The following is a 24,048-nucleotide window of genomic DNA, read 5'->3' on the forward strand; positions in this document are numbered from 1 at the left end:
GGCACCACCGGGGAACGCAACGCGGCCCGGGACCAGCAGGTCCCGGGCCGCGCCCACCGAGGGGTCAGCGCAAGCTGATCGTCACGGTGCGTGCGACGCCGTCACCGAGGTCGACGCGCAGCTCGTAGCTGCCGACCGCGAGCGGCTTGGTGTTGAGGTTGAACAGGTACTGCCCGTCCGTGTACCGGAACAGGTTCCCGGTGGTGGCGGCCGAGGTCGACACCGCCACGGGGTCGGGGCCGGTGGTGCCCGCTGCCGGCAGCTTGCGCAGCCAGAGGCTGGCCTGCAGGTTCGTCACGCCGGCCGAGGCGCCGGTGAGGGCGAACTTGACCGGGATCGTGCTGCCCTGCTTGTAGACGCCCTTGTCGACGACCGGTGCGAGGAACCCGCTCCACGCGACCGTGACCGTGACGGTGAAGGTCTTCGTGGCCGTGTTGCCGGTCTTGTCCGTCGACGTGCAGGTCACCGTGGTGGTGCCGAGCGGGAAGGTGCTGCCGCTCGCCGGGTCGCAGGTGACCGCCGTCGCTCCGTCGACCAGGTCGGTGGCGGTCGGGGTGGTGTAGGTGACCTTGGCGCCAGCAGCGGACGTGGCCGTCGCGCTGAGGTTCTGCACGGCGCCGATCTCAGGTGCCGTCGTGTCCTGGACCGTCACCGTGAACGAGGAGCTGCCCTTGTTACCGCTGAGGTCCGTCGCCGAGCAGGTGACGACAGTCTTCCCGAGCGGGAAGGTGCTGCCCTGCTCGTGGTTGCAGGTGACCGGGCGGTTTCCGTCGACCAGGTCGGTCGCGGTGGGCACCACCCAGGTGTATGCCGCGCCGGCCCCCGAGGTGGCCTCCACCGTCTGGCTCGCCACCGTGCTGACCACCGGGGCGGTGGTGTCGGCGACGTTGACGGTGAAGGTCTGCGACGCCGTGTTGCCCGAGAAGTCGCTGGCCGTGCAGGTGACCTGCGTGGCGCCGACCGGGAACGTCGAGCCGGAGGCGTGGTCGCAGGCGATCGCCGGGCTGGCGTCCACGAGGTCCGTGGCGTGCGGCTCGAACGTCACCGCTGCGCCGGCCGGGCCGGTGGCCTCGGTCGTGGCGACGGAGATCGGGTCGAAGACCGGCGGCGTGGTGTCCTGCACCGTCACGGTGAAGGTGCCGCTGTCAGCGTTGCCGTGCCTGTCGGTCGCGGTGCAGGTGACCGTGCTCTTGCCCAGGGCGAAGGTCGCGCCGCTGGCTGGCGCGCAGCTCAGCAGCACGTCACCGTCGACGAGGTCCTTGGCCGGGTCGACCGTGTACTCCACGACGGTGCCCTCGGCGCCCGTGGCCTCCTCGGCGACGTCGGCCAGTTTCGGAAGCGTCGGAGCCGTGCTGTCCTGCACCGTCACGGTGAAGGAGCCCGTGGCCACGTTGCCGTGCTCGTCAGTGGCCGAGCAGGTCACCGTCGCCGGGCCGCCCAGCGCGAACTGGGTGCCCGAGGCCGGGTCGCAGGACACGTCCACGGAGCCGTCGACGAGGTCCGTGGCCGTGGCCGTCCAGCTGGCGACTGCACCGTTGGGGCTCGTCGCCTCGGGGGTGAGGTCCCCCGGCAGGTGGAGCACCGGCGGTGTGGTGTCGGTGACGACGACCGCGAACGTCGCGGCCCCGGTGTTGCCGTGGGTGTCGTCGGCCGAGCAGGTCACGGTGGTGCTGCCCACCGGGTAGGTGGCGCCGCTGGCGTGGTCGCAGGTGACCGGACGGGTGCCGTCGACGTCGTCGGTCGCGGTTGCCGCGTCCCAGGTGACGACCGCGCCGTCGGGGCCGGCGGCCTCCGTGGACTTCGGCTGGTGCACCGTGACGACGGGCGCCGTCTTGTCCTGGACGGTGACGACGAACGACGCGCTGGCCTTGTTGCCGGCCTTGTCCGTCGCGGTGCAGCTCACCGTGGTGTCACCGAACGCGAACGTGCTGCCGGAAGCCGGGCTGCACGAGGGCGTCAGGGCACCGTCCACGTTGTCCTTGGCGGTGGCGTCGTACGAGTACGTGGCCCCCGCTGCGCTGGTCGCGGCGAGGGTGACGTCCTTGGGCACCGTGACGACAGGTGCCGTGGTGTCGGCGACGGTGACGGCGAAGGAGGTGCTCCCCTTGTTGCCGCTGAGGTCTGTGGCCGAGCAGGTCACCGTGGTGCTGCCCAGCGGGAAGGTCGAGCCCGACGCGGGTGCGCAGGTGACCGGGCGGTCACCGTCGACGGCGTCGGTCGCGGACGGCGCCGAGTAGGTCACGGGTGCACCGCCGGCGTCGACCGCCGAGGCGGAGACGTCGGCGACGGTGCCCAGCGCGGGACCCGTCGTGTCGACGATCGAGTAGCTGGCCACGGCCGTGCCGACCAGGCCGCCCGAGTCGGTCTTGCTGCAGCTGACCGTCTGGGTGCCGAGCTTGCCGGTCGGTCCGGTGACGGTCGGCAGCACCGTGCCGGAGCCGTCGTGGTCGTCGGTCCAGGAGCAGGTCGCAGCCGGGACGCTGCCGTACTCGTACGACCCACCGTTGGTGACGCCGCCGATCGTGACGACCGGTGCGGTGTTGGTCGTGCAGTTCCAGCTCACCGCGTAGGACGCCGCGCTCATGCTCGTGTAGCCCGGCTGGGTCACCTTGACCGAGACCGTGGACTGCCCGGTGCCGGCCGCGCTGGCCTTGATCGTCGTGCGGATGCCGACCTGGAAGGAGTCCTGGCCGTTCGTGTCGTAGGTGGACGGCACCTTCTGGGTGGTGTCCGTGCGCTCGACCGTGACGTTCGTGTCGCTGCTGGACCAGTCGAGGCTGAAGGCGGCGCCCGGCGTCAGGTGGACGTTGCCGTTGCGCTTGACCGTGATGAGGCCGTCACGCTGGACGGGCAGGGTGCAGCCGGAGACTGCGATGTCGGTGGTGGACATGGCGGCGGTGTCGCCGTCAACCACCGGGATGGAGTCCGCGTATGCCGCCCCCGCGGCATACGTCGTGAGGAGGGCGACCGCGAGCGCGGCGACTCCTCGAGAGGCAAGGCGTAGGTGCATGACGTCCCCTGGGCAACCGGAAGGAATGGTGGCCGGAACTGTCGCACCGGGTCATGGGACGGTAAAGATGCAGGTGAGGGAGCTGGGCGGGATCGACCCGAACGGTTGACACGTCCGTTGGGGAGGCCTGCGGGCGGCTCGGTTTGGCTGCGCCTGGGGCCGTTCCGGGCGCGGTGCCGAGGGCGCGACCGGTTGACGGAAATTTGGTCTCCCGCACCTCCACGGCGCCCGCGTCGCGTGCTAGCGTCTCTCGCGGTTGCACCAAGCAGTTCCTCGCAGGTCGACGAAGTGCCCGCCAGCACCATCGCGCGGGCCTTTCGCTTCTGTGGACGAGCATGATCTCGTCGGGTGGGGTTGTGTACGGCAGCCTGGGGCTTCGCAAAGTGCGGATTCCCAATGGCTACAAAGGAAAGAGTTAACCCCATGGCACAGGGAACCGTGAAGTGGTTCAACGCTGAGAAGGGCTTCGGCTTCATCGCCCAGGACGGCGGCGGCCCCGACGTGTTCGTCCACTACTCGGCCATCGACTCCTCGGGCTACCGCTCGCTGGACGAGGCTCAGCGCGTGGAGTTCGAGGTCACCCAGGGCCCCAAGGGCCCGCAGGCTGACGCCGTTCGCCCGATCTGATCGAGGACTGCCCAACCACAGTCTTCACGACGAGGCCCCTCACCACTCGGTGAGGGGCCTCGTCGCGTGAGTGGCGCCTCTCGTCCCTCGTGTGCAGGTCCTGTTGCCCGGGTCCCCTTGCGCCCGAACGCCGGACGGCAGCGGAGGCCTCAGCGCGACGCGAGGTCGGTGAGGAACGCCTTGGCGACCGGCGCGGCGACCTCCCCGCCGCTGCGCCCCTCCTCGACGAGGACCGCGAACGCGAGGTCACCCTGGTAGCCGATGAACCACGCGTGCGTCTTCGGCGGGTTGTCGTTCCCGAACTCCGCGGTCCCCGTCTTGCCGCGGACCGTGCCGCCCGGGGTGCCGCGCAGCACGGTCGCGGTGCCGTCGGTCACCACGCGCCCCATCAGGGTGCGCAGCTGGTCGACGACGCCCGAGTCGAGCTGCTGTGGCGAGCGGTCGGCCCCGTCGGGGGCGGGGTCGGTGACGAGGGCGGGCGGCACGTACGCGCCGCGGGCGACGCTGCCGGCCATGACCGCGAGCGCGAGCGGGGAGACGAGGTTGCGCCCCTGGCCGATCGACGCAGCGGCCTTGTCGGTCTTGCCGTTGTTGGTCGGGATGCTGCCGTCGAAGGCACCTGCCACGCCGAGCGTCTTGTCCCAGCCGGCGCCGATGCCGAGCGCCTTGCCCGCTGCGGCGAGGTCGTCGTCGCCGAGCCGCGAGGAGAGCTGCACGAATGCCGTGTTGCACGAGTGCGCGAAGTCGGCCGCGAAGTCGGGGGTGCCGAGCTCCTCGCCCTCGAAGTTCTTGTACGACCGGCCGTCGACGACGAAGGTCTTGGGACAGGTGACGGTGGTGGCCGGGGTGACCTTCTTCCCGGTGAGCAGGGCGTAGGTCGTCGCGACCTTGAACGACGAGCCGGGCGGGTAGCGGCCCGTGATCGCGCGGTCGAGGCCGAGCTCGGGCGAGTTCGCCGAGGCGAGGACGTCACCGGTCTTCACGTCGACCGCCACCAGGGCGGAGGGGACGTCCTTGGTGCGCGTCAGGGCCTTCTCGGCGGCTGCCTGCACCGTCGGGTCGAGCGTGGTCCTGACGTCCTTGCCGTCGACCGCGGCCTTCTGGAACAGCGGGGTGTTCGGCGCGCCGCTGGAGGTGACGGTGACCCCGGGCGTGCCGCCGAGGGTGGCGTCGTACTGTCCCTGCAGGCCGCTGGTGCCGGCGTAGTCACCGGCTGTGTAGCGGCCCTTGCCCGCGGTGACCTTCTCGGCGCTGACCGGCCCGAACGACCCGAGCAGCGGCTGGCCGAAGGTGCGCGTCCGCGCGAGCGGTTGCTCGCGGGCCGGGTAGATGACGCCCTTGAGCGCGTCGAGCCGGTCCCGCCGTGCGTCGAAGTCCGCCTGCCGGTAGGTGATGACGGGGATGGGCGACTTCGACCCGGCCTTCTGGGCCGCGGCCAGCTTCGCCACCAGGCTCCCGGACGGCTCGTCGACGATCTTCTCCAGCGCCCTGGCCGTCTCGGCGGTCGCTCGGCCCGGGTCGATCTGCACCGGGTAGACCTTGCCGAGCGGCATGAGCGCGGTGCCCGACCGGTCCAGCAGGTCGCCGCGGGTGCCCCAGGTCCGCGCGGCCACGAGCCGGTCGGCCTTCTTCAGCGTGGGGTGCCACGGCGAGGCGTCGGTGGGCAGGCTGACCGCCCACGCGCCGCTGTTCTGCTTCACCACGGTCACGGGGACGTCGTAGCTCCACGGCACGCCGCCGGGCAGCGTCCAGGTGACGCGCAGGGTCGAGGTCGCCCGGTCACCCGTGCGGCGGACGGCCCCCGGGGCGACCGTGACCGGCCCCGAGCCGAGCCCCGACGTGGCGCGGGTGAAGTCCGCCTGCACCGTCGCCGTGGGCGAGGTGAAGTCGGCACCCGTCTTGCCGAACGAGCGTTGGGACCACCCCGCCGCGTATGCCGTGACCTCGGCGCGGGCGGCGCGGTCCGCCTGCTGCTCGGCCTGGTCGTGCCGCCACCACCAGACCCCGGCACCACCAGCCGCCAGCACGGCCACCGCCGCCACCGCCCCCACGACGCCTCGTCTGTCCATGCGCCCATCAAACCTCACGGGTCACTGGCGAACTCAACCCATATGTCCCACCCGGCCAACCTGCCCGTCCGCTACGGCGTCTGAGGGTCGGGAGCATCCCGAGAAGGTTCTCAGGTTGCGCCCTTAGACTCCCGGAGGCGATCGGTCGCCTCAGCCGCCCCGGAGGGCGGCTTGTCCGGACCAGAGAGGTGCATGTGAGCGAGCCCACCCACGGCTCCGCCCCGGGCGACCAGCCCGCCGACGGAGCCCCCGGTGCCTCGGAGGGCGGCACGGAGCAGAACGCGGCCATCACGCGCCGGTCGGAGCGGGTCCGCCAGGACCACCGCCACCCCTGGGTTCGGCGCGGCCTCTTCGCGGTCGCCGCGCTCACGGTCGCGGCGCTGGTCCTGGGCATCGCGGCATACGTGAAGCTCAACGGGAACATCCAGCGCGTCGACATCACCAAGGCGCTCGGCGACCGGCCCAAGCAGCAGGCGACGACGGACGCCCAGACGAACCTCAAGCCGCTCAACATCTTCGTGATGGGCTCGGACAGCCGGGACGGCACCGCCCTCGGGAGGCAGCAGACCGAGTACGGCATCTACGGTGCGCGCTCGGACACCAACCTCGTCGTCCACCTGTCGGCCGACCGCAAGTCCGCGATCGTCGTGTCGATCCCGCGTGACTCGATGACCAAGGCACCGCGCGACTGCAAGAACCCCCAGGACAAGGTCGCCGACGGCGTCATCCGCCAGTGGAACTCGAACTTCACCCTCGGCGGCCCCGCGTGCACGATCCGCACCTTCGAGGGCCTCACCGACGTCTACATCGACCACTTCGTCGTCATCGACTTCCGCGGCTTCAAGAGGATGGTCGACGCCCTCGGCGGCGTCACGGTCTGCACCCCCGTGCCGATCAACGACAAGGACAGCCACCTCAACCTCAAGGCCGGCCGCACCAAGGTGAACGGGACGCAGGCGCTCGGCTACGTCCGGGTGCGCAAGACCCTCGGTGACGGCTCGGACCTCGGGCGCATCGACCGCCAGCAGGCGTTCATGTCCTCGGTCGTCCAGGAGGCGACCCGGTCCTCGCTGCTCCTGCGCCCGGACAAGCTGTTCCGGTTCCTTGACGCGGCCACCCAGGCGATGACGACCGACACCGGGCTCGACGTCGGTGAGATGAAGGACATCGCGCAGAGCCTCGCGCGCATCGGCACCGACCAGATCCGGTTCGTGAAGCTGCCGACCGAGACCTACCCGGCGGACCCGAACCGCGTGCAGTGGACCTCGGCGGCCGAGACCATCTGGACCGCCATGCGCGACGACAAGCCGCTGCCGGGCACCAAGGTGCCGTCGGGCACGACGTCGGTCACGGCGTCCCCGACCACCCAGCAGCCGCTGACCGTGAGCCCGGGAGACATCCACCTGCGCGTCACCAACGACTCGGGGGTGCCCGGCCTGGCCAAGCAGGCGGCCGCGGAGCTGAGCGTCCAGGGCTTCCACGTGGACACCTACGTGTCCGGCTCGGGAACGCCGACGCGTGGCGTGGTCGTCCGCTACGGCCCCGGCATGAAGGACGCCGCCCGCACGGTCGCGGCGGCCTACCCGGGCGCGCAGATCCGGGCAGACTCCCTGCTCGGCTCGACGCTCGAGCTGAGCATGGGGCTCGGGGCCCCGAACGCGGTCGAGGTCCCCAACCGCCTCGGCACCCAGCCGCTGCCCAAGCAGACCATCACGGCCACCCCGCCGAGCTCGTCGACGGAGACGATCAAGGCCCGGACGGCGAACCAGGACATCTGCAGCTGAGGGCCGGAACGGTTCCCCGCAGGGCCGCTTTGCCCCGTCGTGGGCGGGCCGGATACCCTGTGCGGGCTCGGGTGTCCGCACCCGGGCGTGGAGGCGTCGCCTAGTCCGGTCTATGGCGCCGCACTGCTAATGCGGTTTGGGCTAATCGCCCATCGAGGGTTCAAATCCCTCCGCCTCCGCCACCCGATGAAGGACCCCGACACGCTGTTCGTCGGGGTCCTTCATCGGGTGGCGAACGCGCGGGATCTGGAGGAGCCTGCGGCCGGGTGAGGAACGAACCCGTCCGCACGTGACGGCGTCCCTCCGCCTCCGGGGTGACGTCGCACCGGACTCCTCCCTTCGGTCACGATCCGGGCAAACCGCACTGTCACGGTGCCCTGCCCCGGCCATGCTGTGCCGACCCCAGGAGGAGACCGCATGTCCGACCAGTACGCCCCCAGCCCGTTCCCGGCACCCGTGCCTGCCCAGCAGTGGGCATCGGCACCCGCACCGCCGGCATACGCCCCGCTGGGTGCCCCGCGAAACCGCAACGGGCTGGCCGTCGCGGCGGTGGTGATGAGCGCGCTCTCGCTCGTCGGGGTGCTGGTGCTCGGGATCCTCGTCGCGACGGGCGGTCCGGGCGGTGGCGGGTCGGACCTGCTCGAGGGGTCGGTCAGCGCCACGTCGGGGACTGTGGACGGGAAGGCTCTCGCCGCGAGCGTGCGCCGCATCGTGACCGACGACGGCGGCGACGTCACCAGGCTCACCTGCCCTGCGAGCACGACCGTCTCGGCGGGCACCGTGGTCGTCTGCCGCGGCCGGGTGAGCGACGCCGACTGGGCGCTGCTCGTGGTGTTCGAGGACGCCGAGGGCAGCTTCGTCGTCAACCCGATCTGAGACGGCCCCCGTACCTCTTCGTCGGTGCTGCGTCACTGACCCGCATCCGGGTCAGTGACGCAGCACCGGCCCGGGACCCGTCGCGCCCGCTGCCCCCGCGAGGGTCGGGATGCCCGCAGGATCGGACGCGTCTGCGAGGCCCGAGCCAGCCGGGCCGGTCCCGTCGGCCTCGTCGGCCTCGCCGGCCGGGGTCGCCGCCGCGGGGCGGAACATCCACGAGCGCATCGCGACGAAGCGCACCAGCGTCGACAGGCCGGTCGCCACTCCCAGCACCACCGTGGCGACGAACGTGGAGGGCTGGGCGTCGACGACGTGGAGCAGGCCCAGCGCCCCGGCCGTCATCGCCCACGTGAGCCCGAACACCGCCAGCCCCTGGACCTGGTGCCGCACCCGGCCGGGCCCGTGCACGCCGAACGTCCAGCGCCGGTTGAGGCCGGTGTTGACGAGGGTCGCGAGGAGCAGTGCCACCAGGTTGGCCGCCTGCGTGGAGCCGACCGGGTGGGCCAGCGCCGCGAACAGGCCCAGGTGCAGGACGGTGCACAGCACCCCCACGGCCGCGAACCGGCGCGCCTGCTGCCACGCGCCGCCCACCGCTGCACCGCCGCCCACCGCTGCACCGCCCGTGGACGCCCCGGGGAACCGGCCCATGTGCCGGGCGACGTCCGCGACGGGGAGGACGCGCCGGCGCAGGTCGCGCCGAAGGCGCCGGACGCCCCGCAGGTCGTCCCGCGCCGTGGCCACGAGGTCGACCCGCGAGTCGGGGTCGTCGTACCAGTCGACCGGCACCTCGTGGATCCGCAGGCCCGACCGCTCCGCGAGCACGAGCAGCTCGGTGTCGAAGAACCACGTCGGGTCCTGCACCATCGGTAGCAGCTCGGCCGCGACGTCCGCGCGGATCGCCTTGAACCCGCACTGCGCGTCGGAGAACCGTGCACCGAGCGCGCCCCTCAGGACCAGGTTGTAGCACCGCGAGATCACCTCGCGCTTGAGGCCGCGGACCACCCTGGCGCCCCGCGCCAGCCGCGAGCCGATGGCCAGGTCCGAGTGCCCCGACATCAGCGGTGCGACCAGCGGCCAGAGGGCGTCGAGGTCGGTCGACAGGTCGACGTCCATGTACGCCAGGATCGGCGCGTCCGAGGCCAGCCACACCTGCTTCAGTGCCCGTCCCCGCCCCTTCTGCTCGAGCTCGACGAGCGCGACCCCCGGCAGCTCGGCGGCAAGGGCTCGGGCCACGGCGGCGGTGCCGTCCGTGCTGGCGTTGTCCGCCACCGTGATCCGGAAGGGGTAGGGGAACGTCTGCACGAGGTGGGCGTGCAGCCGCCGGACGCACGCGCCGACCGTGTGCTGCTCGTTGTGGACCGGGACGACCACGTCGAGGACGGGAGCCGCGGACACCGGGCCGGCCATCACGAGGCCTGGGTGGTGGTCGACGCCGTGCCGCCGGTGGACGACAGCGGCTGGGTCAGGTCGTAGAAGGTCTGCCCCCCGATGGTCACCTGCGCGTAGTTGGCCTCCACCCACTGCGAGATCTGCGACCCGGTGCCCGAGCTGCCCATCCCGCCGGGCCCGCCGCCCATGCCGCCGCTGCTGGCCAGGAAGTAGTGGACCTGCCCGGAGGCGACGTACTCCTGGAACTGGGCCAGCGTCGGGGAGGGGTCGCTGCCGTTGAAGCCGCCGATGGCCATGACCGGCAGGCCCGTGCCGAGCTGCAGCCCCGCGGCGTTCTGCGACCCGATCGCCGCGGCCACCCACCGGTAGGACGAGGCGTTCGCGGAGAGTGCGGCCACGACCGCGGTCGACGGCGTCGAGGCGTCCAGCAGCCCGCCCATGCCACCGCGTGCCTGACCGGTCGTGCCGCCGGTCGTGCCACCCGTGGTGCCGCCGGGAGCCGTCCCCTGGGTGGTACCGCCCTGCGTCGTGCCGCCCTGCGTGCCGGTCGGTGCGCCGAGGCCCTGGGGCGGGCCGCCGTTGCCGCCGGGACCACCGCCGCCGGGACCACCGCGACCGGTGTTCGGGCCGGCGGTCACGATGGAGCCGGTGTGCGCCGTGCGCACCGTGTCGATGCTGTATGCCGCGGGGCCGGCGAGCGCCGCGACGATCGCGCCGGCCACGACCAGTGGCACAGCCCGGCGGTGCAGCTGGGTGATCGCGAGGAGCAGGAACGCGCTCGCCAGGCCGAGGGCAAGGACGCCCACCCGCAGCACGCTGGACCAGTCCGTCCGCGAGAGCAGGATGAAGGACCAGGTGGCCGCGGCAGCAGTGGCCACGGCGAGCGTGACCGACCCGACCGGTCGGCGCCGGTGCTCCCAGGCCTCGGCCGCACCCATGCCGACGAGGGCGGCGACGGCGGGCGCGAGGGCCACCGTGTAGTACTCGTGGAAGATCCCCGCCATGAACGAGAAGGTCACCATCGTCACGAGCAGCCAGCCGCCCCAGACGACGTAGGCCGCGCGGCGCAGGTCCGTGCGTGGGGCCCGGCCACGCAGCCACAGGCCGACGCCGAGCAGGACGAGCGCGGAGGGGATGAGCCAGGAGATCTGGCCGCCGATGGCGCTGGAGAACATCCGCGTGATGCCGGTGGCACCCCACCCGTTGCCGCCGCCGACCGATCCGGTCTCGTTGCCGCTGATCCGGCCGAGGCCGTTGTAGCCGAAGGTGACCGACAGGAACGAGTTGTCCTGCGAGCCGCCGATGTACGGCCGCATGCTGGCCGGGACCAGCTCGACGATCGCGACCCACCAGCCGGCCGACAGCACCATGGCGGCGGTCCCGGCGAGTGCCCCGGTGATGCGACGTCGCAGCGTGGTGTCCGCGAAGAGCACGTAGGCCAGGCCGAACGCGGGGACGACGAGCAGCACCTGCAGCGCCTTGGTCAGGAAGCCCAGGCCGATGAGGACGCCGACGAGCACGAACCACCGCGCCGAGCCGCGCTCGATCGACCGCAGCGTCGCCCAGGCGCCGAGCGCCATGAGCAGCACGAGGAGCGCGTCGGGGTTGTTGAACCGGAACATCAGGACGGCCACGGGTGTCAGGGCCATGACGGTGCCGGACAGCAGGCCTGCCGCCGCGCCCCAGTAGCGCTTCACCGTGGCATGCACGACGCCCACGGTGGCCACGCCCATGAGGACCTCGGGGAGCAGGATGCTGAACGAGCTGAGTCCCAGCAGCCGCACGGACAGGGCCATCACCCACAGCGCGGCCGGCGGCTTGTCGACCGTGATCGAGTTGCCCGCGTCGGACGAACCGTAGAAGAACGCCTTCCAGCTCTCGCTGCCCGCCTGGACGGCCGCCGAGTAGAACGAGTTCGCGTAGCCGTTCGCGGTCAGGCCGTAGAGGTAGAACAGGGCAGTGGCCAGGAGCAGGCCGAGCAGCGCCGGCCGGGCCCAGGCCGGGTCGGCCTGGGGTCCCCGCCACAGGCGGCGGATCCTGGAGGGCGTCCCGGGCGCGCCGGCCCGGGCTGTCGTGGGCGGCGGCACGGCGGGGGCGCCCGCGTCCGCGGTGCGGTGGAGGGTCATGGTGTCCATGGGTCCACCGTCGGGGCCGGCACTGTGCGGCTGCTGTGGCATCCCTGAGGTGGCCGGATGAGTGCCCGGCTGAGCGTGGCGACCGAAATCCGCTGGGCCGCAGGGGTACCGCGCTGGTAGACAGCACCGGTGCGCAGCGACCACCCCACCAGCGACCTCTCGTCCGCCGACTCAGGCTCCGGCGACCTCTCGTCCGACGACCTCTCGTCCAGGGACCTCGACTTCGACGACCTGCTGCGGCTGGTCGACGAGCGGTCCGCGGCCTTCCGTGCCGCTGTCGAGGCCGCGCCGGACCTCGGCGCGCAGGTGCCCACCTGCCCGGAGTGGACCCTCCTCGACCTGGCCCACCACATCGGCACCGGCCGGCGGGCCTGGGCCGCCACGGTCGCTGCCGGCCCGGCTGCGACCGGCAAGGCGGCTCCCGCCGACCCCACGCTCCCGCCGGACGACCGCGGAACGCTCGTGGAGTGGCTGGTGGAGTCGACCCGGCTCCTGCTCGACGCGCTCGCCGAGGCCGGCCCCGACCGGGTGTGCTGGACCTGGTGGGGCGACTCGCAGTCCCCGAGCACCTGCGCGGCCGTGGCCCGCCACCAGCTCCAGGAGGTCGCGGTCCACACGTACGACGCCGAGCTCACCGTCCACGGCACGGGGTCGCTGCCCACCGAGGTGGCGCTCGACGGCGTCGAGGAGTTCCTCGCGACCTGCAACGCGACGACCAGCCCCTGGCCGCACGACCCGGCGACCCTCGACTACGTCGTGACCGAGGGTCGTGCGTGGCGGCTCCACCTGTCCGGCGACGGCGCCCGCGCGGAGCGGCTGGCCGCGCCGGCCGGGCAGGGTGGGCCGCAGCAGCCTGCGGACGTCTCCGCCCAGGCCTGCGCCTCGGACGTCGTCCTCTTCATGTACGGCCGCAGGAGCGTGGACGAGATGCCGATCGACGGCAACGTCGAGGTGTTCGACCAGCTGATCGCCTGGGTGCCCGAGTGACGAGGGCCTGAGCCACCCGCGCCGCACACCCCTGTGTGGTGGGTCAGCCGACCGGCAGGAGCACCGAGAACCGGGTCTCACCCGGGCGGCTGGCGAGCTCGACCCGGCCACCGTGCGACTTCGCCACGGCGTCGACGATCGACAGGCCGAGGCCGGTCGAGCCGGCGGCCCGGTTGCGGGAGTCGTCGCCGCGCGTGAAGCGCTGGAACACGTTCCGCTGCAGGGACTCCGGGATGCCGGGTCCGTCGTCGGCGACGCTGATCCGCACCCACGAGTCGTCGGGCTGCACGGACGTCACGACCTTCGTGCCCGCCGGCGTGTGGGTCCTCGCGTTGGCGAGCAGGTTGGCCACGACCTGGTGCAGCCGCGCCTGGTCGCCACTCACCTCGACCGGCTCGTCGGGCAGGTCGAGCTCCCAGCGGTGGTCGGGGGCGGCGGCGTGCGCGTCGCTCACGGCGTCCATCGCCAGCAGCGACAGGTCGACGGGCTTGCGCTCGAGCGGGCGGCCGGCGTCGAGCCGCGCCAGGAGCAGCAGGTCCTCCACGAGACCCTGCATCCGAAGGGCCTCGGACTCCACGCGCGCCAGTGCGTGGGTCACCGACGCGGGCACCGGCTCGCGCTCGCGACGCGACAGCTCGGCATACCCACGGATGGAGGCGAGGGGGGTCCGCAGCTCGTGCGAGGCGTCCGCGACGAACTGCCGCACCCGCTGCTCGCTCTCGTGCCGAGCCTGGAGAGCGCCCTCGACGTTGTCGAGCATGCTGTTCAGCGCGAGCCCGACCTGTCCGACCTCCGTCCGTGGGTCGGTGTCGGCGTCCGGCACCCGCTGCGCGAGGGCGACGTCGCCGGAGTCGAGCTTGAGGTGCGAGACGCTCGTCGCGGTGTGGGCGACGCGCTGCAGCGGGGCGAGGTTGCGCCGCACGAGCCACAGGCCGCCGGTGCTGACGAGGACGAAGCCGATGATGGTGCCGGCCGCGACGAGCGTGACGACCTGGTTGACGGTCTCGGTGACGCTCGACAGCGGCAGGCCGGTGATGACGACGGCGCCGGTCGGGGTCTGGCGGGAGATGAGGCGGTACTCGCCGAGCCCCTTGACGTCGAGGGTCTGTGGGGCGGGGCCGATCCCGGCGCTGTCGACCTGGCGGACCTGGGCGTCGGTGAGGGTGCCGTAGTCGGAGCTGCCGGTGACGACCCTGTTCCCGACGACCGTGCCGCTGCCGGACATGATCAGGGTGAGGAAGCGGCCGCCGCCACCCGGGGCCGCCGGGGGTCGGCCGCGGTTGTCGCCGTCGCCGTCGTCGGGGCCGCCGCCGAGCCGGACCACGCTGGTGCGCAGGTCCTGGTCGAGCCGGTTCTCGAGGTAGCCGCGCAGGAGAAGCACCGTCAGCGCGGAGGTCGCCAGCGTGACGACGAGGAACAGGCCGACGACGGTCGCGACGAGCTTGGTGCCCAGCGACCAGGTGGAGGGGCGGATCCGCGCGCGGGCCGAGCCCACGGCAGCAGCAGGGCTCATGACGTGGGCTTGAGGACGTACCCGACGCCGCGCATGGTGTGGATCATGGGCTCGCGACCGGCGTCGATCTTCTTGCGCAGGTAGGAGATGTAGAGCTCGACGACGTTGGCCTGGCCGCCGAAGTCGTAGTTCCAGACGCGGTCGAGGATCTGCGCCTTGGACAGCACCCGCTTGGGGTTGCGCATGAGGTAGCGCAGCAGCTCGAACTCGGTGGCGGTCAGCTGGACCTGCTCGCCGGCGCGGGTGACCTCGTGGCTGTCCTCGTCCATGGTGAGGTCGCCGACGACGAGCATCGAGGACGACTCGTCCGCGACGACGGCGGTGCGGCGCATGAGGGCGCGCAGCCGGGCGACGACCTCCTCCAGGCTGAACGGCTTGGTGACGTAGTCGTCGCCACCCGCGGTCAGCCCGGCCACGCGGTCCTCGACCGCGTCCTTGGCCGTGAGGAAGAGGACGGGGATGTTGGCGTTGTCCCCGCGCATGCGGCGCAGCACCTCGAGGCCGTCGAAGTCGGGCAGCATCATGTCGAGGGCGACCGCGTCGGGCTGGAACTCGCGCGCGACCCGCACGGCCTGCTGGCCGTTGGCGGCGGTGCGGACCTCCCACCCCTCGTACCGCAGCGCCATCGAGAGCAGCTCGGTGAGGTTGCTCTCGTCGTCGACGACGAGGACCCGCACCGGTGAGCCGTCCAGGCGCTGGAGGCGCGGGTTCGTCTGCTGCTGCATGTTCATGGCCCCTAGGAAACACCCGAACCATGTGAGGCCGCGCGGTGAAGCCTGTGCGGATCCTGTGAGCCCTCTGTGCCGAGGACTCAGGACGCCGATACCCCGGTCACAGCCCCGCCACAGCACGCAGCCCGACTCTCGGTTCCACGACCGACTACCTCGTGGAGGCACCGATGACCCAGCGCACCCCGCCTTCCGACGACACCGTCCAGGTGCCGTGGGCCACCACCCGCACCATGCCGTATGCCGGTGAGCCGGCTCCCGCTCCCACGGCGCCGCCCGCCACGGCCTCCGCGGCAGGCGTGCAGGCGCCGCCCGGGGAGGCCGCCCATCTCCACGTGCCGGCGGCGGACGGGACGCCCCCCGAGGTGGCCGGCGCCACCACGGCCCCGGCCCTCGACCCGCCGACCTGGTCGGGGCGAAAGACGGCCATCGCCGCCGCGCTCGCCATCGGGATCTCCTCGATGGGCGGAGTGGCTGCCGCGGCGATGCTCCCGGCTGGCAGCTCGGTCCAGGACGGCCGTGGCTTCCAGAACGGCCAGTTCGGCCCCGGCGGTCGCGGTGGGTTCGGCCAGCAGGGCGCCGGGACCCAGCAGGGGACCGGCGCCGGCCCGGGCCGCCTGACCCAGCAGGGCCAGGGACAGCTCCCCGCCCAGCAGGGCCAGGGACAGCTCCCCGCCCAGCAGGGCCAGGGTCAGCTCCCCGCCCAGCAGGGCCAGGGACAGTTCCCCGCCCAGCAGGGCTTCCCCGGTGGCCCGAGAGACGACGACGACGACCAGGGCGCGCCCGCGAGGACGTCGTGACCGCCCTGCTGGCCCGGGTGGTGCTGCTGCGCGGGCACCACGGCCGGGTCGTGCACCGCGTCGTCCCCGGCAGGCCGGCACGCGCCAAGGACCTCAGCACCTTCCCGGTCTGCGGCTCGGTGCGACCGTTGTCGTCGCAGCGGCGCTAGCCGGGTCAGCCGCGGGCGCCGCCGAGGCCCAGCACGACCGCGAGGCCGAGCGCGCTGCGCGGGTCGTACGGCGTGCGCCACAGCCCGCCGTGGACGGCGCCCTGGGCCTCCTCCCGCCACGGCGCCTGCGGTGGCGTCGGGGCGGTGCGCAGGTCGTGCACGAGGAGGGCGGCCATGAGCGTGTTGCTCGTGGCGGGCTCGAACACCTCGATGCCGAACCGGTGCGCCCCGGCGTACGCGCTGGCGAGCGCCCGGTTCTTCACGACCGACCGCGTGCGGGTCGGCGGTGCGACGTTCAGCGACACCGTGAGCCCCTCGCGCCGCGCCGTCGTCGCGCGCCACCGCTGCAGCCGCTTGGCCAGCGCGTAGTTGGGCCCCTGCTGGGGGATGAAGCTGTCGTTGATCCCCGGGTCCGAGGTGGGGGCGTAGTTGCGACGCAGGAGGCGGCCAGCGCTCGCCGCCCGCACGGCCGGCCGCACGAGCCGCATCCCGCGCGAGGGCTCGCGGTAGGCCCGGGCCGAGTGCTCGACGGCGTCGCGCGGCACCGCGAACACGTCGGTGGGGGTGGCGAGGAAGCCCAGGGCGGAGTCGGGGCGGTGCCGGACCAGCTCCTGGGTGAGCGCGTCGACCGCGGTGGAGACGCGCACGTTCGTGGCGCCGTCGGCATACACGTAGTTGCCGAGCACCAGGCGTCCCTCGACGCCACGCAGCCACTGCGCGACCGCGGGCAGGGAGTGGAGCAGGTCCGCGCCGGCGTGCTCGTGCAGGTCACCGGCGGACCACGCCGTGCCGCCGGTGACCGGCAGGTGGAGGGTGCCGGCCGAGCCGCCGGCGACGTCGAGCACCCGGCGCCAGAGGTCCGGCCGCGGCAGGTCGACCGCCACGACGTCGCCGCCCCACGACAGGACGCTGCGCAGCGGGCCCATCTCCGCGCCCGCGCCGAGCACCACGAGGCGCAGGTCGGACAGGTCGAGCCAGTCCGGGTTCGCCAGTACCTCGTGCACGGCCTCGGTGGCCGAGGGCTCCATGATCCCGCGCCACAGCCAGTCGTCGAGCTGGCGGCGCAGCTCGTCGCCGCCCAGGCGCCGGCCGTGCAGCGGCAGGGTGAGCTCGCGCGCAGGGCGCTGGGTTCCGCGCACCGTGGCGGTCTCGAACGGGACGTCGACCGGCTGCTCGAAGACCGCGTCGAGCGGCACCTCGCCGTTCGGACCGGTCGCGCGCATGCGGGCGTGCAGCGAGTCCAGCCCGGCGCGCGCGATGTCGACCGCCGCCTCGCCGTCGCGCAGCAGCCCGGCCTCGACGAGCCGGCGGAAGTGGGTCAGGTAGGCCTGCCGCCAGTTCGTCTCCCGCTCGGCGGCCGCCGCCCCGACCGGGTCGACCTCCCGCAGCGCGTCCGCGACGACACCGCGTCCCAGCGCCGAGGTGCTGCGCCGGCCGTCGACCTCGGGGAACACCACGCCACTGGAAGCCATGGCGCGAGTATGCCGGGTGCCGCCGGAAACGCCGAAGGGCCCGGAACCGTCTCGGTTCCGGGCCCCTCGGGCGCTCAGGTCACGTCGTGCCCGCGGGCCTACTCGACTCCAAGGCGCGCCTTCAGCCCGTCGAGCTCCACCTGCAGCTGCGTCGGCAGGGTCTCGCCGAACTTGGCGAACCACTCCTCGATCTGCGGGATCTCGGCCTTCCACTCCTCGGCGTCGACCGCGAGCGCCTGCTCGAGCTCGGCGTCGGACATGTCCAGGCCGTCGGTGTCGAGCGACTCCGGCGTGGGGACGTGGCCGATCGGGGTCTCGACCGCGGCGGCCTTGCCCTCGATCCGCTCGATCGCCCACTTCAGCACGCGGCTGTTCTCGCCGAACCCGGGCCACAGGAAGTTGTCGTCCTCGTCGCGGCGGAACCAGTTGACGTAGAAGATCTTCGGCAGCTTGGCCGCGTCGGCGTCCTTGCCGAGGTTGATCCAGTGCTGGAAGTAGTCGCCGGCGTTGTAGCCGATGAAGGGCAGCATCGCCATCGGGTCGCGGCGCACGACGCCGACCTGGCCGGTCGCGGCGGCGGTGGTCTCGGAGGAGAGCGTCGCGCCCATGAACGTGCCGTGCACCCAGTCGCGGGACTCGGTCACCAGCGGCACGGTCGTCTTGCGGCGGCCGCCGAAGAAGATCGCCGAGATCGGCACGCCCCTGGGGTCGTAGTACTCCTCGGCGAGGATGTCGCACTGCTCGATCGGGGTGCAGTACCGGCTGTTCGGGTGGGACGACAGCTCCTCGGAGTCCGGCGTCCAGTCCTGCTTCTTCCAGCTCGTGGCGTGGGCCGGGGTGTTCTCGAGGCCCTCCCACCACACGTCGCCGTCATCGGTCAGCGCGACGTTGGTGAAGACCGAGTTGCCCTTGTTGATGGTCTTCATCGCGTTGGGGTTGGTGTGCTCGTTGGTGCCCGGCGCGACGCCGAAGAACCCGAACTCGGGGTTCACGGCATACAGCCGGCCGTCCTCGCCGAAGCGCATCCAGGCGATGTCGTCGCCGAGGGTCTCGACCTTCCAGCCGGGGATGGTCGGGGCGAGCATCGCCAGGTTCGTCTTGCCGCACGCAGACGGGAAGGCGGCCGCGACGTAGTAGACCTGCTGCTCGGGGGAGATGAGCTTGAGGATGAGCATGTGCTCGGCGAGCCAGCCCTCGTCGCGCGCCATGACCGAGGCGATGCGCAGCGAGTAGCACTTCTTGCCCAGCAGGGCGTTGCCGCCGTAGCCCGAGCCGTAGGACCAGATCATCCGCTCCTCGGGGAACTGGACGATGTACTTCTCGTCGTTGCACGGCCACGGCACGTCGGCCTGGCCGGGCTCGAGCGGGGCGCCGAGGGAGTGCAGCGCGGGGACGTAGCGCGCCTCCTCGCCCAGCTCCTCGATCCGGCGCAGGACGTTGACGCCGCAGCGGGCCATGACCCGCATCGACACCACGACGTACTCGGAGTCGGTGATCTCGACGCCGAACATCGGGTTCTCGGCGTTGAGGTGGCCCATGACGAACGGGATGACGTACATCGTCCGGCCCTTCATGCTGCCCTTGTACAGGCCACGCATGAGGTCCTTCATCTTCTCCGGGTCCATCCAGTTGTTGGTGGGCCCGGAGTCCTTCTCCTCGCGGGAGCAGATGAACGTGCGGTCCTCGACCCGGGCGACGTCGATCGGGTCGGACGCGGCGTAGAAGCTGTTCGGCTTCTTCGACTCGTCCAGGCGCACGAACGTGCCGGCCTCGACGAGCTTGTCGGTGAGGCGGGTCCACTCGGCGTCGGAGCCGGTGACCCACTCGATGGAGTCGGGGGTGGTCAGCGCGGCCACCTCGTCGACCCACGCCTGCAGCCTGGCGTGCGTCGTCCCCCCTGCGCGCTGGTCGGTCTGAGTCGCCTCGGTCGTCATGTGATCGGCCGTCCCTTTCGTCCCGCAGATCCCTCGCCGCGGTTCGTGCGGTGGTGCGTCCACGCGACATCGGGTGATGTCCACATGGTGAACGCTGCTGATCCGGCCAAGGTACGCCCACGGCGGAGGGGGTCGGTACCGCAGATGCAGGGCAGCGCTCGTGAAAAGCCTCACAACCGACGGGTAGCGCCGAGGTGCCTGCTCGGTTCTTGCAGGGCCTGCAAGAACCGAGCCGAATTCGCCTGTCGTTCGTGCAGATTCGTCATGGCGCGGAGAGCGCCGGGTGCCTCGCCGGATCGGTCCGTGTGCCGGGCGGTGGGCAGCCGGGGTGGCGTCGGCAGAGGCGCCCCGACGGCGGTGCGCGCACCTGACCGCCGGCCTCGCAGGCCCCGATTTCGTGCCGGGCGGGGGAGCCGGTAGTCTTTCCCGTCGTTGCTCCGCGTACGGACACCAGGATCCGCCGGGGCGACATCTGCGCCCGTAGCTCAACGGATAGAGCATCTGACTACGGATCAGAAGGTTAGGGGTTCGAATCCCTTCGGGCGCGCTCTGAGTTGAGACAGACGACGCAGCCCCGGTCCGCCACAGGCGACCGGGGCTTTGTCGTCGCCGGTCAGGGTCCGGCGACGCTGGGGGACGCCGGCACCTAGGCCGGCGGGTGCGTGAGCAGGTCGCGGGTGCGCCGGTACCCGTCCTCGTCCACCTCGCCGCGGGCGAACCGCAGGTCGAGCTCACGCAGGGCCTCGTCGGACCGGCTGGGTCCCTGCGCCTGCACCGGCGGGGTGCCGGACACCGGGTGCGTGTCCCTCGGCGGGCGTCCGGCCACCACGATGGCCACCACGGCGGCCACGAGCACCAGCAGGAGCAGCAGCAGGCCGCCGCCCATCATCCACCAGCCCCAACCCCAGCCGCGGTCGTCGTACATCATCGGGATCTCCGCTCCTTCGCACCCGGACGCGTCGGTGGCGTCCTGTGCCCACCGTGCGGTGACGGTGCCGCCGCGGGACAGGGCCGAAGGGCCCGGCTCAGAACACCGGCTTGCCGCCGGTGACCCCCAGCACCGTCCCGGACACGTAGCTCGCCTCGTCCGAGGCGAGGAAGACGAAGGCCGCAGCCACCTCGACGGGGTGCCCGGCCCGGCCCAGCGGCACGTCTGCTCCGAAGCCCTCGACCTTGTCGGCCGACATCGTCGCCGGGATGAGCGGGGTCCAGATCGGGCCCGGTGCCACGGCGTTGACCCGTGTGCCCTGCGCGCCCAGCTCCTGCGCGAGGTTGACCACCATGTTGGTCAGGGCCGCCTTGGTGGCCGCGTAGTCGACCAGGTGGGAACTCGGCTGGTACGCCTGCACGGACGTCGTCACGACGATGCTGCCGCCGTCGGCCAGGTGCGGCGCCAGCTCGTGGACGAGCCAGAAGGTCGAGAAGACATTGGTCTCGAACGTCCGCCGGACCTGGTCGGGCGGGAAGTCGCGCAGCTCGTCGTGGGACATCTGGAACGCTGCGTTGCAGACGAGCACGTCGAGGCCACCGAGGGCCGACACCGCGGTGTCGGCGAGCTCGACGTTCGCCTGGTGCTCGCGCAGGTCGGTGGCGAAGCCCACGCCCGTGCGGCCCTCGGCGCGGATGGCCGCGACCGTGTCGTCGGCGTCGGCCTGCTCCTGCGGGAGGTGGGCGATCGCGACGTCCGCCCCCTCCTTGGCGAAGGCGATGGCGGTGGCCCGGCCGATGCCGGAGTCGCCACCGGTGACGAGGGCGCGCCGCCCGGTGAGCCGTCCCCGGCCCTCCCAGGAGGTCTCGCCGTGGTCGGGTCGCGGGTCCAGCGCGGCGAGGCTGCCGGGCCACTCCTGCTGCTGGGCGGGGATCGACGAGAGGTCTGCGCGTTCGCTCATGTCCGCGTCCTACCCCGGTGGCGTCCGCCGTATGCCTGGCACGCTCGGGCAGCGCGTCCTCGGCCGAACGGCCGGAAACGGGCGCATCCGGCGGGATCCGGGGGCTGCCCGGCATACGGTCGCGACCAACCCCGCCACCTCCAGCAAGGACGCACGATGACGCCTGCCCCGCGACGGGCACTGTCCGGGTCCGCCGCCCTCGCGGGCGTCCTCGCGCTCGCCACCCTGGCCGCCTGCACCACGGACCCCGCGCCGGCGAAGGCGACCACGGTCGTGGCGGCGGCTCCCGCGAGCTGGAAGCCGGCACCCGCCGACCCGCGCTCGTGGGCCCCGGACCCCGCGACCACCGGCGGGCTGTCGACCGTCGCCGCCGCGAAGGGGGACCGCCTGCTGCTGCACACGGCGCACGGGGACGTCGACTTCTGGTCCGGCGTCAACCTCGGCAGCACCACCCCCGGCCACAGCCCGGGCGAGCTCGCGATCAGCCGCGAGGAGTACCGCCGCTGGTTCGCCCAGATGGGCCAGATGGGCGTGCACACGCTGCGCGTCTACACGATCCACCCGCCGGCGATGTACGAGGAGCTCGAGGCGTACAACGAGGCGCACCAGGACGCGCCCATCTACCTGGTGCAGGGCGTCTACCTGTCGGACGAGTCCTACGTGCGCACCCGCGACCTCTTCGCTGCCGGTCCCACCGCCGCGATGGGCGCCGAGCTGCGGGACGCGTCCGCGGCCGTGCACGGCGACCTCACGCGCGCCCCGCGGACCGGGCGCGCCGGCGGCAGCTGGACGGCCGACGTGTCGCCGTGGGTCTCGGCCTGGATCGTCGGCATGGAGTGGGACGGGTATGCCACCCGCGCCTCCGACGCCCGCAACACCTCGAAGCCGCTGCACCGGGGCCGGTACTTCGCCAACACGGCCGGCGCCACCCCGACCGAGCGCTGGCTGGCCGCGCGCATGGACGAGCTCGCGACGCACGAAGCGGCCCGCGGCGTCTCGGCTCCCATCGCGTTCGTCAACTGGCCGACGACCGACCCGCTGCGCCACCCGGCCGAGCCGCTCACCAGCGAGGACGCCGTCGGCGTCGACGCCAACCACGTGCTGCCGACGACGGCGTGGCCCGGCGGGACGTTCGCCAGCTTCCACGCCTACCCGTACTACCCGGACTTCCTGCGGCACCAGCCCGCCTACGCGAAGGCCGACGACCCGTACCTCGCCTACCTGCTCGACCTGAAGCGGCACTTCGCCCCGCGCATGCCCCTGCTCGTCAGCGAGTTCGGCGTGCCCTCCTCGCTCGGGTCGGCCCACGCCGGCACCAAGGGCCGGGACCAGGGCGACCACAGCGAGCAGGAGGCGCTCTCGATGGACGCGGCGATGCTGCGGTCCTTCAAGGACGCCGGGCTCGCGGGCGGACTGCTCTTCTCCTGGGTCGACGAGTGGTTCAAGTTCACCTGGAACACCCTTTCCCGCCAGTCGGTCGTCGACGGCGAGCGCCGGTCCGTCTGGCACGACCCGCTCACCAACGAGCAGCACTTCGGCCTGGTCGCCCAGGACCCGTCGAGGGTGGGTCGGAGCGTCCCGTGGGAGTCGCGCACCGGCGTCCAGCGGGTCGCCGTCGACCACGACGAGTCGTACGTCCACCTCACCCTCGACCTCGGGAAGGCGCCGACCACGCCCGTGCGCATCGGCTTCGACGTCGTCCCCGGCGGCCTCGCCCTCCCCGGCGGCTCGACCAGGGCCGCGGGCATCGAGGACTACGCCGTCACCGTCGACCCGGCGGCGCAGACGGCCACGATGGTCGTCGACGGGGCGATCGACCCGGTGCGGCTGGACGGCCTCCCCGCGAGCTCGGTGCCGAAGGCCGGCGCCGACGGCTGGTCGCTGGAGCGGCTGACCACCAACCGGCCGTTCGTCCTCCCCCTGACCCGCCAGCACAGCCCCGCGGAGTTCCTCGAGGTCGGCCACCTGCGTCGCGGCTCCTGGGACCCCGCCACCAGCGGCTTCGACGACCGGGCGACCTGGCAGCTCAGCGGGAAGCAGCTCACGCTGCGGCTCCCCTGGTCGATGCTCGGGCTGGGCGACCCGTCCTCGAAGACGGCGGTCGTGCCCAGGGACGGACGTGCCGTCGCCGTCCCGGTGCAGGACATCGGTGTCGTCGTCGACGCCGGCCCGGGTGGGAAGGCCGAGCTGCGGGTCCGGTGGGACGCCTGGAACCAGGCGAGGCACACCGAGCGGGTCAAGGCCGGCGCCCAGGTCTTCGTCGACGCGCTCACCGCCGTCTCGCGCTGAGGCCGCTTCCTGGCGCGGCCGTCAACCGCGCCTGCCCGGCGGCGGAGCCGTCGTCGGCCCACCCTCGCGGACCCCTCGGCGGCGCGTCCGTCAGCGGCGGAGCCGGGCTCCCCGGAGCGCCAGCACGAGGCCGATGAGGGCGACCACCGGGCCGACCACGGCCCACAGCGTCACGCCCGTCATCGGGCTGCCGCCGACCACGCCCAGGCCCTGGAGGGTCCACAGGACGCCGACGGCGAAGACTGCGCCCCCGAGTGCCAGGGCGAGTGGTCGGGTCATGGGGCCAGCGTATGCCGCGTGTCCACGGGACTTCACGGACATCACCGGCATACGACCCTGCGGCTCTTGACCACAGGCATCCGCAGGAGGACCGTCGCGAACGAGCCCGAGCGCGCGG

At 72.6% G+C, this 24,048-nt stretch carries 18 protein-coding genes and 2 tRNA genes; 9 read left to right on the top strand and 11 right to left on the bottom strand.

Features of this window, described 5'->3' with window-relative positions:
- Positions 1-64 precede the first annotated feature (64 nt).
- The gene (locus J2X64_RS08995; protein ID WP_310152628.1) at positions 65-3,010 is read right to left on the bottom strand and encodes an HYR domain-containing protein; all 2,946 of its coding nucleotides are present in this window, start codon (positions 3,008-3,010) and stop codon (positions 65-67) included.
- Positions 3,011-3,433: 423 nt separating this feature from the next.
- Between J2X64_RS08995 and J2X64_RS09000 the strand changes: the two genes are divergently transcribed.
- Positions 3,434-3,637, top strand: a complete 204-nt coding sequence (locus J2X64_RS09000; RefSeq protein WP_056915917.1) for a cold-shock protein — start codon at positions 3,434-3,436, stop codon at positions 3,635-3,637.
- 149 nt (positions 3,638-3,786) lie between these two features.
- On the opposite strand, the gene J2X64_RS09005 is transcribed toward J2X64_RS09000, so the two are convergent.
- Positions 3,787-5,706 (bottom strand): penicillin-binding transpeptidase domain-containing protein, encoded by a 1,920-nt coding sequence (locus J2X64_RS09005; RefSeq protein ID WP_310152643.1) that lies wholly within the window; start codon positions 5,704-5,706, stop codon positions 3,787-3,789.
- A 194-nt stretch (positions 5,707-5,900) separates the two neighbouring features.
- Between J2X64_RS09005 and J2X64_RS09010 the strand changes: the two genes are divergently transcribed.
- The 3 genes from J2X64_RS09010 to J2X64_RS09020 all read left to right on the top strand — a co-directional run bounded on the left by J2X64_RS09010 (position 5,901) and on the right by J2X64_RS09020 (position 8,366).
- Entirely contained in the window at positions 5,901-7,490 is a 1,590-nt protein-coding gene (locus tag J2X64_RS09010) for an LCP family protein (protein ID WP_310152646.1), read from the top strand.
- An 89-nt stretch (positions 7,491-7,579) separates the two neighbouring features.
- Positions 7,580-7,672 (top strand) — tRNA-Ser (locus J2X64_RS09015).
- A gap of 235 nt (positions 7,673-7,907) precedes the next feature.
- Entirely contained in the window at positions 7,908-8,366 is a 459-nt protein-coding gene (locus tag J2X64_RS09020) for a DUF4333 domain-containing protein (RefSeq protein ID WP_310152649.1), read from the top strand.
- A 51-nt stretch (positions 8,367-8,417) separates the two neighbouring features.
- On the opposite strand, the gene J2X64_RS09025 is transcribed toward J2X64_RS09020, so the two are convergent.
- Together J2X64_RS09025 and J2X64_RS09030 are read right to left on the bottom strand one after the other, a co-directional pair.
- On the bottom strand, positions 8,418-9,773 hold the full coding sequence (locus tag J2X64_RS09025; RefSeq protein ID WP_310153192.1) for a bifunctional glycosyltransferase family 2/GtrA family protein: 1,356 nt from the start codon (positions 9,771-9,773) through the stop codon (positions 8,418-8,420).
- Entirely contained in the window at positions 9,773-11,890 is a 2,118-nt protein-coding gene (locus J2X64_RS09030; protein WP_310152651.1) for a glycosyltransferase family 39 protein, read from the bottom strand. The genes J2X64_RS09025 and J2X64_RS09030 overlap by 1 nt, the downstream gene beginning before the upstream one ends.
- A 129-nt stretch (positions 11,891-12,019) precedes the next feature.
- Here J2X64_RS09030 and J2X64_RS09035 point away from each other — a divergent pair, with 129 nt between their 5' ends.
- Positions 12,020-12,877, top strand: coding sequence for a maleylpyruvate isomerase family mycothiol-dependent enzyme (locus J2X64_RS09035; protein ID WP_310152653.1), 858 nt, complete (start codon positions 12,020-12,022; stop codon positions 12,875-12,877).
- 43 nt (positions 12,878-12,920) lie between these two features.
- Here J2X64_RS09035 and J2X64_RS09040 read toward each other — a convergent pair whose 3' ends face one another.
- Complete coding sequence (locus tag J2X64_RS09040; RefSeq protein WP_310152656.1) at positions 12,921-14,390, bottom strand: HAMP domain-containing sensor histidine kinase; 1,470 nt, start codon at positions 14,388-14,390, stop codon at positions 12,921-12,923.
- The gene (locus J2X64_RS09045) at positions 14,387-15,115 is read right to left on the bottom strand and encodes a response regulator transcription factor (protein WP_310152659.1); all 729 of its coding nucleotides are present in this window, start codon (positions 15,113-15,115) and stop codon (positions 14,387-14,389) included. Before J2X64_RS09045 ends, J2X64_RS09040 begins: the two co-directional genes overlap by 4 nt.
- A 173-nt stretch (positions 15,116-15,288) precedes the next feature.
- On the opposite strand from J2X64_RS09045, the gene J2X64_RS09050 reads away from it, so the two are divergent.
- Entirely contained in the window at positions 15,289-15,918 is a 630-nt protein-coding gene (locus tag J2X64_RS09050) for a hypothetical protein (RefSeq protein WP_310152661.1), read from the top strand.
- Entirely contained in the window at positions 15,915-16,067 is a 153-nt protein-coding gene (locus J2X64_RS09055) for a hypothetical protein (protein WP_310152664.1), read from the top strand. Before J2X64_RS09050 ends, J2X64_RS09055 begins: the two co-directional genes overlap by 4 nt.
- 5 nt (positions 16,068-16,072) lie before the next feature.
- Here J2X64_RS09055 and J2X64_RS09060 read toward each other — a convergent pair whose 3' ends face one another.
- Both J2X64_RS09060 and J2X64_RS09065 read right to left on the bottom strand, forming a co-directional pair.
- Positions 16,073-17,539, bottom strand: a complete 1,467-nt coding sequence (locus tag J2X64_RS09060; RefSeq protein WP_310152667.1) for a hypothetical protein — start codon at positions 17,537-17,539, stop codon at positions 16,073-16,075.
- Between the two features lie 98 nt (positions 17,540-17,637).
- Positions 17,638-19,473 carry a phosphoenolpyruvate carboxykinase (GTP) gene (locus J2X64_RS09065; protein ID WP_310152668.1) on the bottom strand — a complete coding sequence of 612 codons (1,836 nt, stop codon included), beginning with the start codon at positions 19,471-19,473 and terminating at the stop codon, positions 17,638-17,640.
- A gap of 474 nt (positions 19,474-19,947) precedes the next feature.
- Between J2X64_RS09065 and J2X64_RS09070 the strand changes: the two genes are divergently transcribed.
- Positions 19,948-20,020 (top strand) — tRNA-Arg (locus tag J2X64_RS09070).
- A 99-nt stretch (positions 20,021-20,119) separates the two neighbouring features.
- Here J2X64_RS09070 and J2X64_RS09075 read toward each other — a convergent pair.
- Positions 20,120-20,401 carry an SHOCT domain-containing protein gene (locus J2X64_RS09075; RefSeq protein ID WP_310152670.1) on the bottom strand — a complete coding sequence of 94 codons (282 nt, stop codon included), beginning with the start codon at positions 20,399-20,401 and terminating at the stop codon, positions 20,120-20,122.
- A 97-nt stretch (positions 20,402-20,498) separates the two neighbouring features.
- Positions 20,499-21,362, bottom strand: coding sequence for an SDR family oxidoreductase (locus tag J2X64_RS09080; protein ID WP_310152672.1), 864 nt, complete (start codon positions 21,360-21,362; stop codon positions 20,499-20,501).
- Positions 21,363-21,518: 156 nt separating this feature from the next.
- Here J2X64_RS09080 and J2X64_RS09085 point away from each other — a divergent pair, with 156 nt between their 5' ends.
- Complete coding sequence (locus tag J2X64_RS09085; protein ID WP_310152675.1) at positions 21,519-23,651, top strand: hypothetical protein; 2,133 nt, start codon at positions 21,519-21,521, stop codon at positions 23,649-23,651.
- Positions 23,652-23,741: 90 nt separating this feature from the next.
- On the opposite strand, the gene J2X64_RS09090 is transcribed toward J2X64_RS09085, so the two are convergent.
- Positions 23,742-23,930, bottom strand: a complete 189-nt coding sequence (locus J2X64_RS09090) for a hypothetical protein (protein ID WP_310152678.1) — start codon at positions 23,928-23,930, stop codon at positions 23,742-23,744.
- Positions 23,931-24,048 lie beyond the last annotated feature (118 nt).

Origin of the sequence: Phycicoccus sp. 3266 (genome assembly GCF_031456495.1) — a bacterium.
Lineage (GTDB): Bacteria > Actinomycetota > Actinomycetes > Actinomycetales > Dermatophilaceae > Pedococcus.

What these genes read in the sequence shown, in the direction of transcription:
- J2X64_RS08995 (WP_310152628.1), bottom strand. Translation starts at nt 3,010, where the DNA reads ATGCACCTACGCCTTGCCTCTCGAGGAGTCGCCGCGCTCGCGGTCGCC.
- J2X64_RS09000 (WP_056915917.1), top strand. Translation starts at nt 3,434, where the DNA reads ATGGCACAGGGAACCGTGAAGTGGTTCAACGCTGAGAAGGGCTTCGGC.
- J2X64_RS09005 (WP_310152643.1), bottom strand. Translation starts at nt 5,706, where the DNA reads ATGGACAGACGAGGCGTCGTGGGGGCGGTGGCGGCGGTGGCCGTGCTG.
- J2X64_RS09020 (WP_310152649.1), top strand. Translation starts at nt 7,908, where the DNA reads ATGTCCGACCAGTACGCCCCCAGCCCGTTCCCGGCACCCGTGCCTGCC.
- J2X64_RS09025 (WP_310153192.1), bottom strand. Translation starts at nt 9,773, where the DNA reads ATGGCCGGCCCGGTGTCCGCGGCTCCCGTCCTCGACGTGGTCGTCCCG.
- J2X64_RS09030 (WP_310152651.1), bottom strand. Translation starts at nt 11,890, where the DNA reads ATGGACACCATGACCCTCCACCGCACCGCGGACGCGGGCGCCCCCGCC.
- J2X64_RS09040 (WP_310152656.1), bottom strand. Translation starts at nt 14,390, where the DNA reads ATGAGCCCTGCTGCTGCCGTGGGCTCGGCCCGCGCGCGGATCCGCCCC.
- J2X64_RS09045 (WP_310152659.1), bottom strand. Translation starts at nt 15,115, where the DNA reads ATGCAGCAGCAGACGAACCCGCGCCTCCAGCGCCTGGACGGCTCACCG.
- J2X64_RS09050 (WP_310152661.1), top strand. Translation starts at nt 15,289, where the DNA reads ATGACCCAGCGCACCCCGCCTTCCGACGACACCGTCCAGGTGCCGTGG.
- J2X64_RS09060 (WP_310152667.1), bottom strand. Translation starts at nt 17,539, where the DNA reads ATGGCTTCCAGTGGCGTGGTGTTCCCCGAGGTCGACGGCCGGCGCAGC.
- J2X64_RS09065 (WP_310152668.1), bottom strand. Translation starts at nt 19,473, where the DNA reads ATGACGACCGAGGCGACTCAGACCGACCAGCGCGCAGGGGGGACGACG.
- J2X64_RS09075 (WP_310152670.1), bottom strand. Translation starts at nt 20,401, where the DNA reads ATGATGTACGACGACCGCGGCTGGGGTTGGGGCTGGTGGATGATGGGC.
- J2X64_RS09080 (WP_310152672.1), bottom strand. Translation starts at nt 21,362, where the DNA reads ATGAGCGAACGCGCAGACCTCTCGTCGATCCCCGCCCAGCAGCAGGAG.
- J2X64_RS09085 (WP_310152675.1), top strand. Translation starts at nt 21,519, where the DNA reads ATGACGCCTGCCCCGCGACGGGCACTGTCCGGGTCCGCCGCCCTCGCG.
- J2X64_RS09090 (WP_310152678.1), bottom strand. Translation starts at nt 23,930, where the DNA reads ATGACCCGACCACTCGCCCTGGCACTCGGGGGCGCAGTCTTCGCCGTC.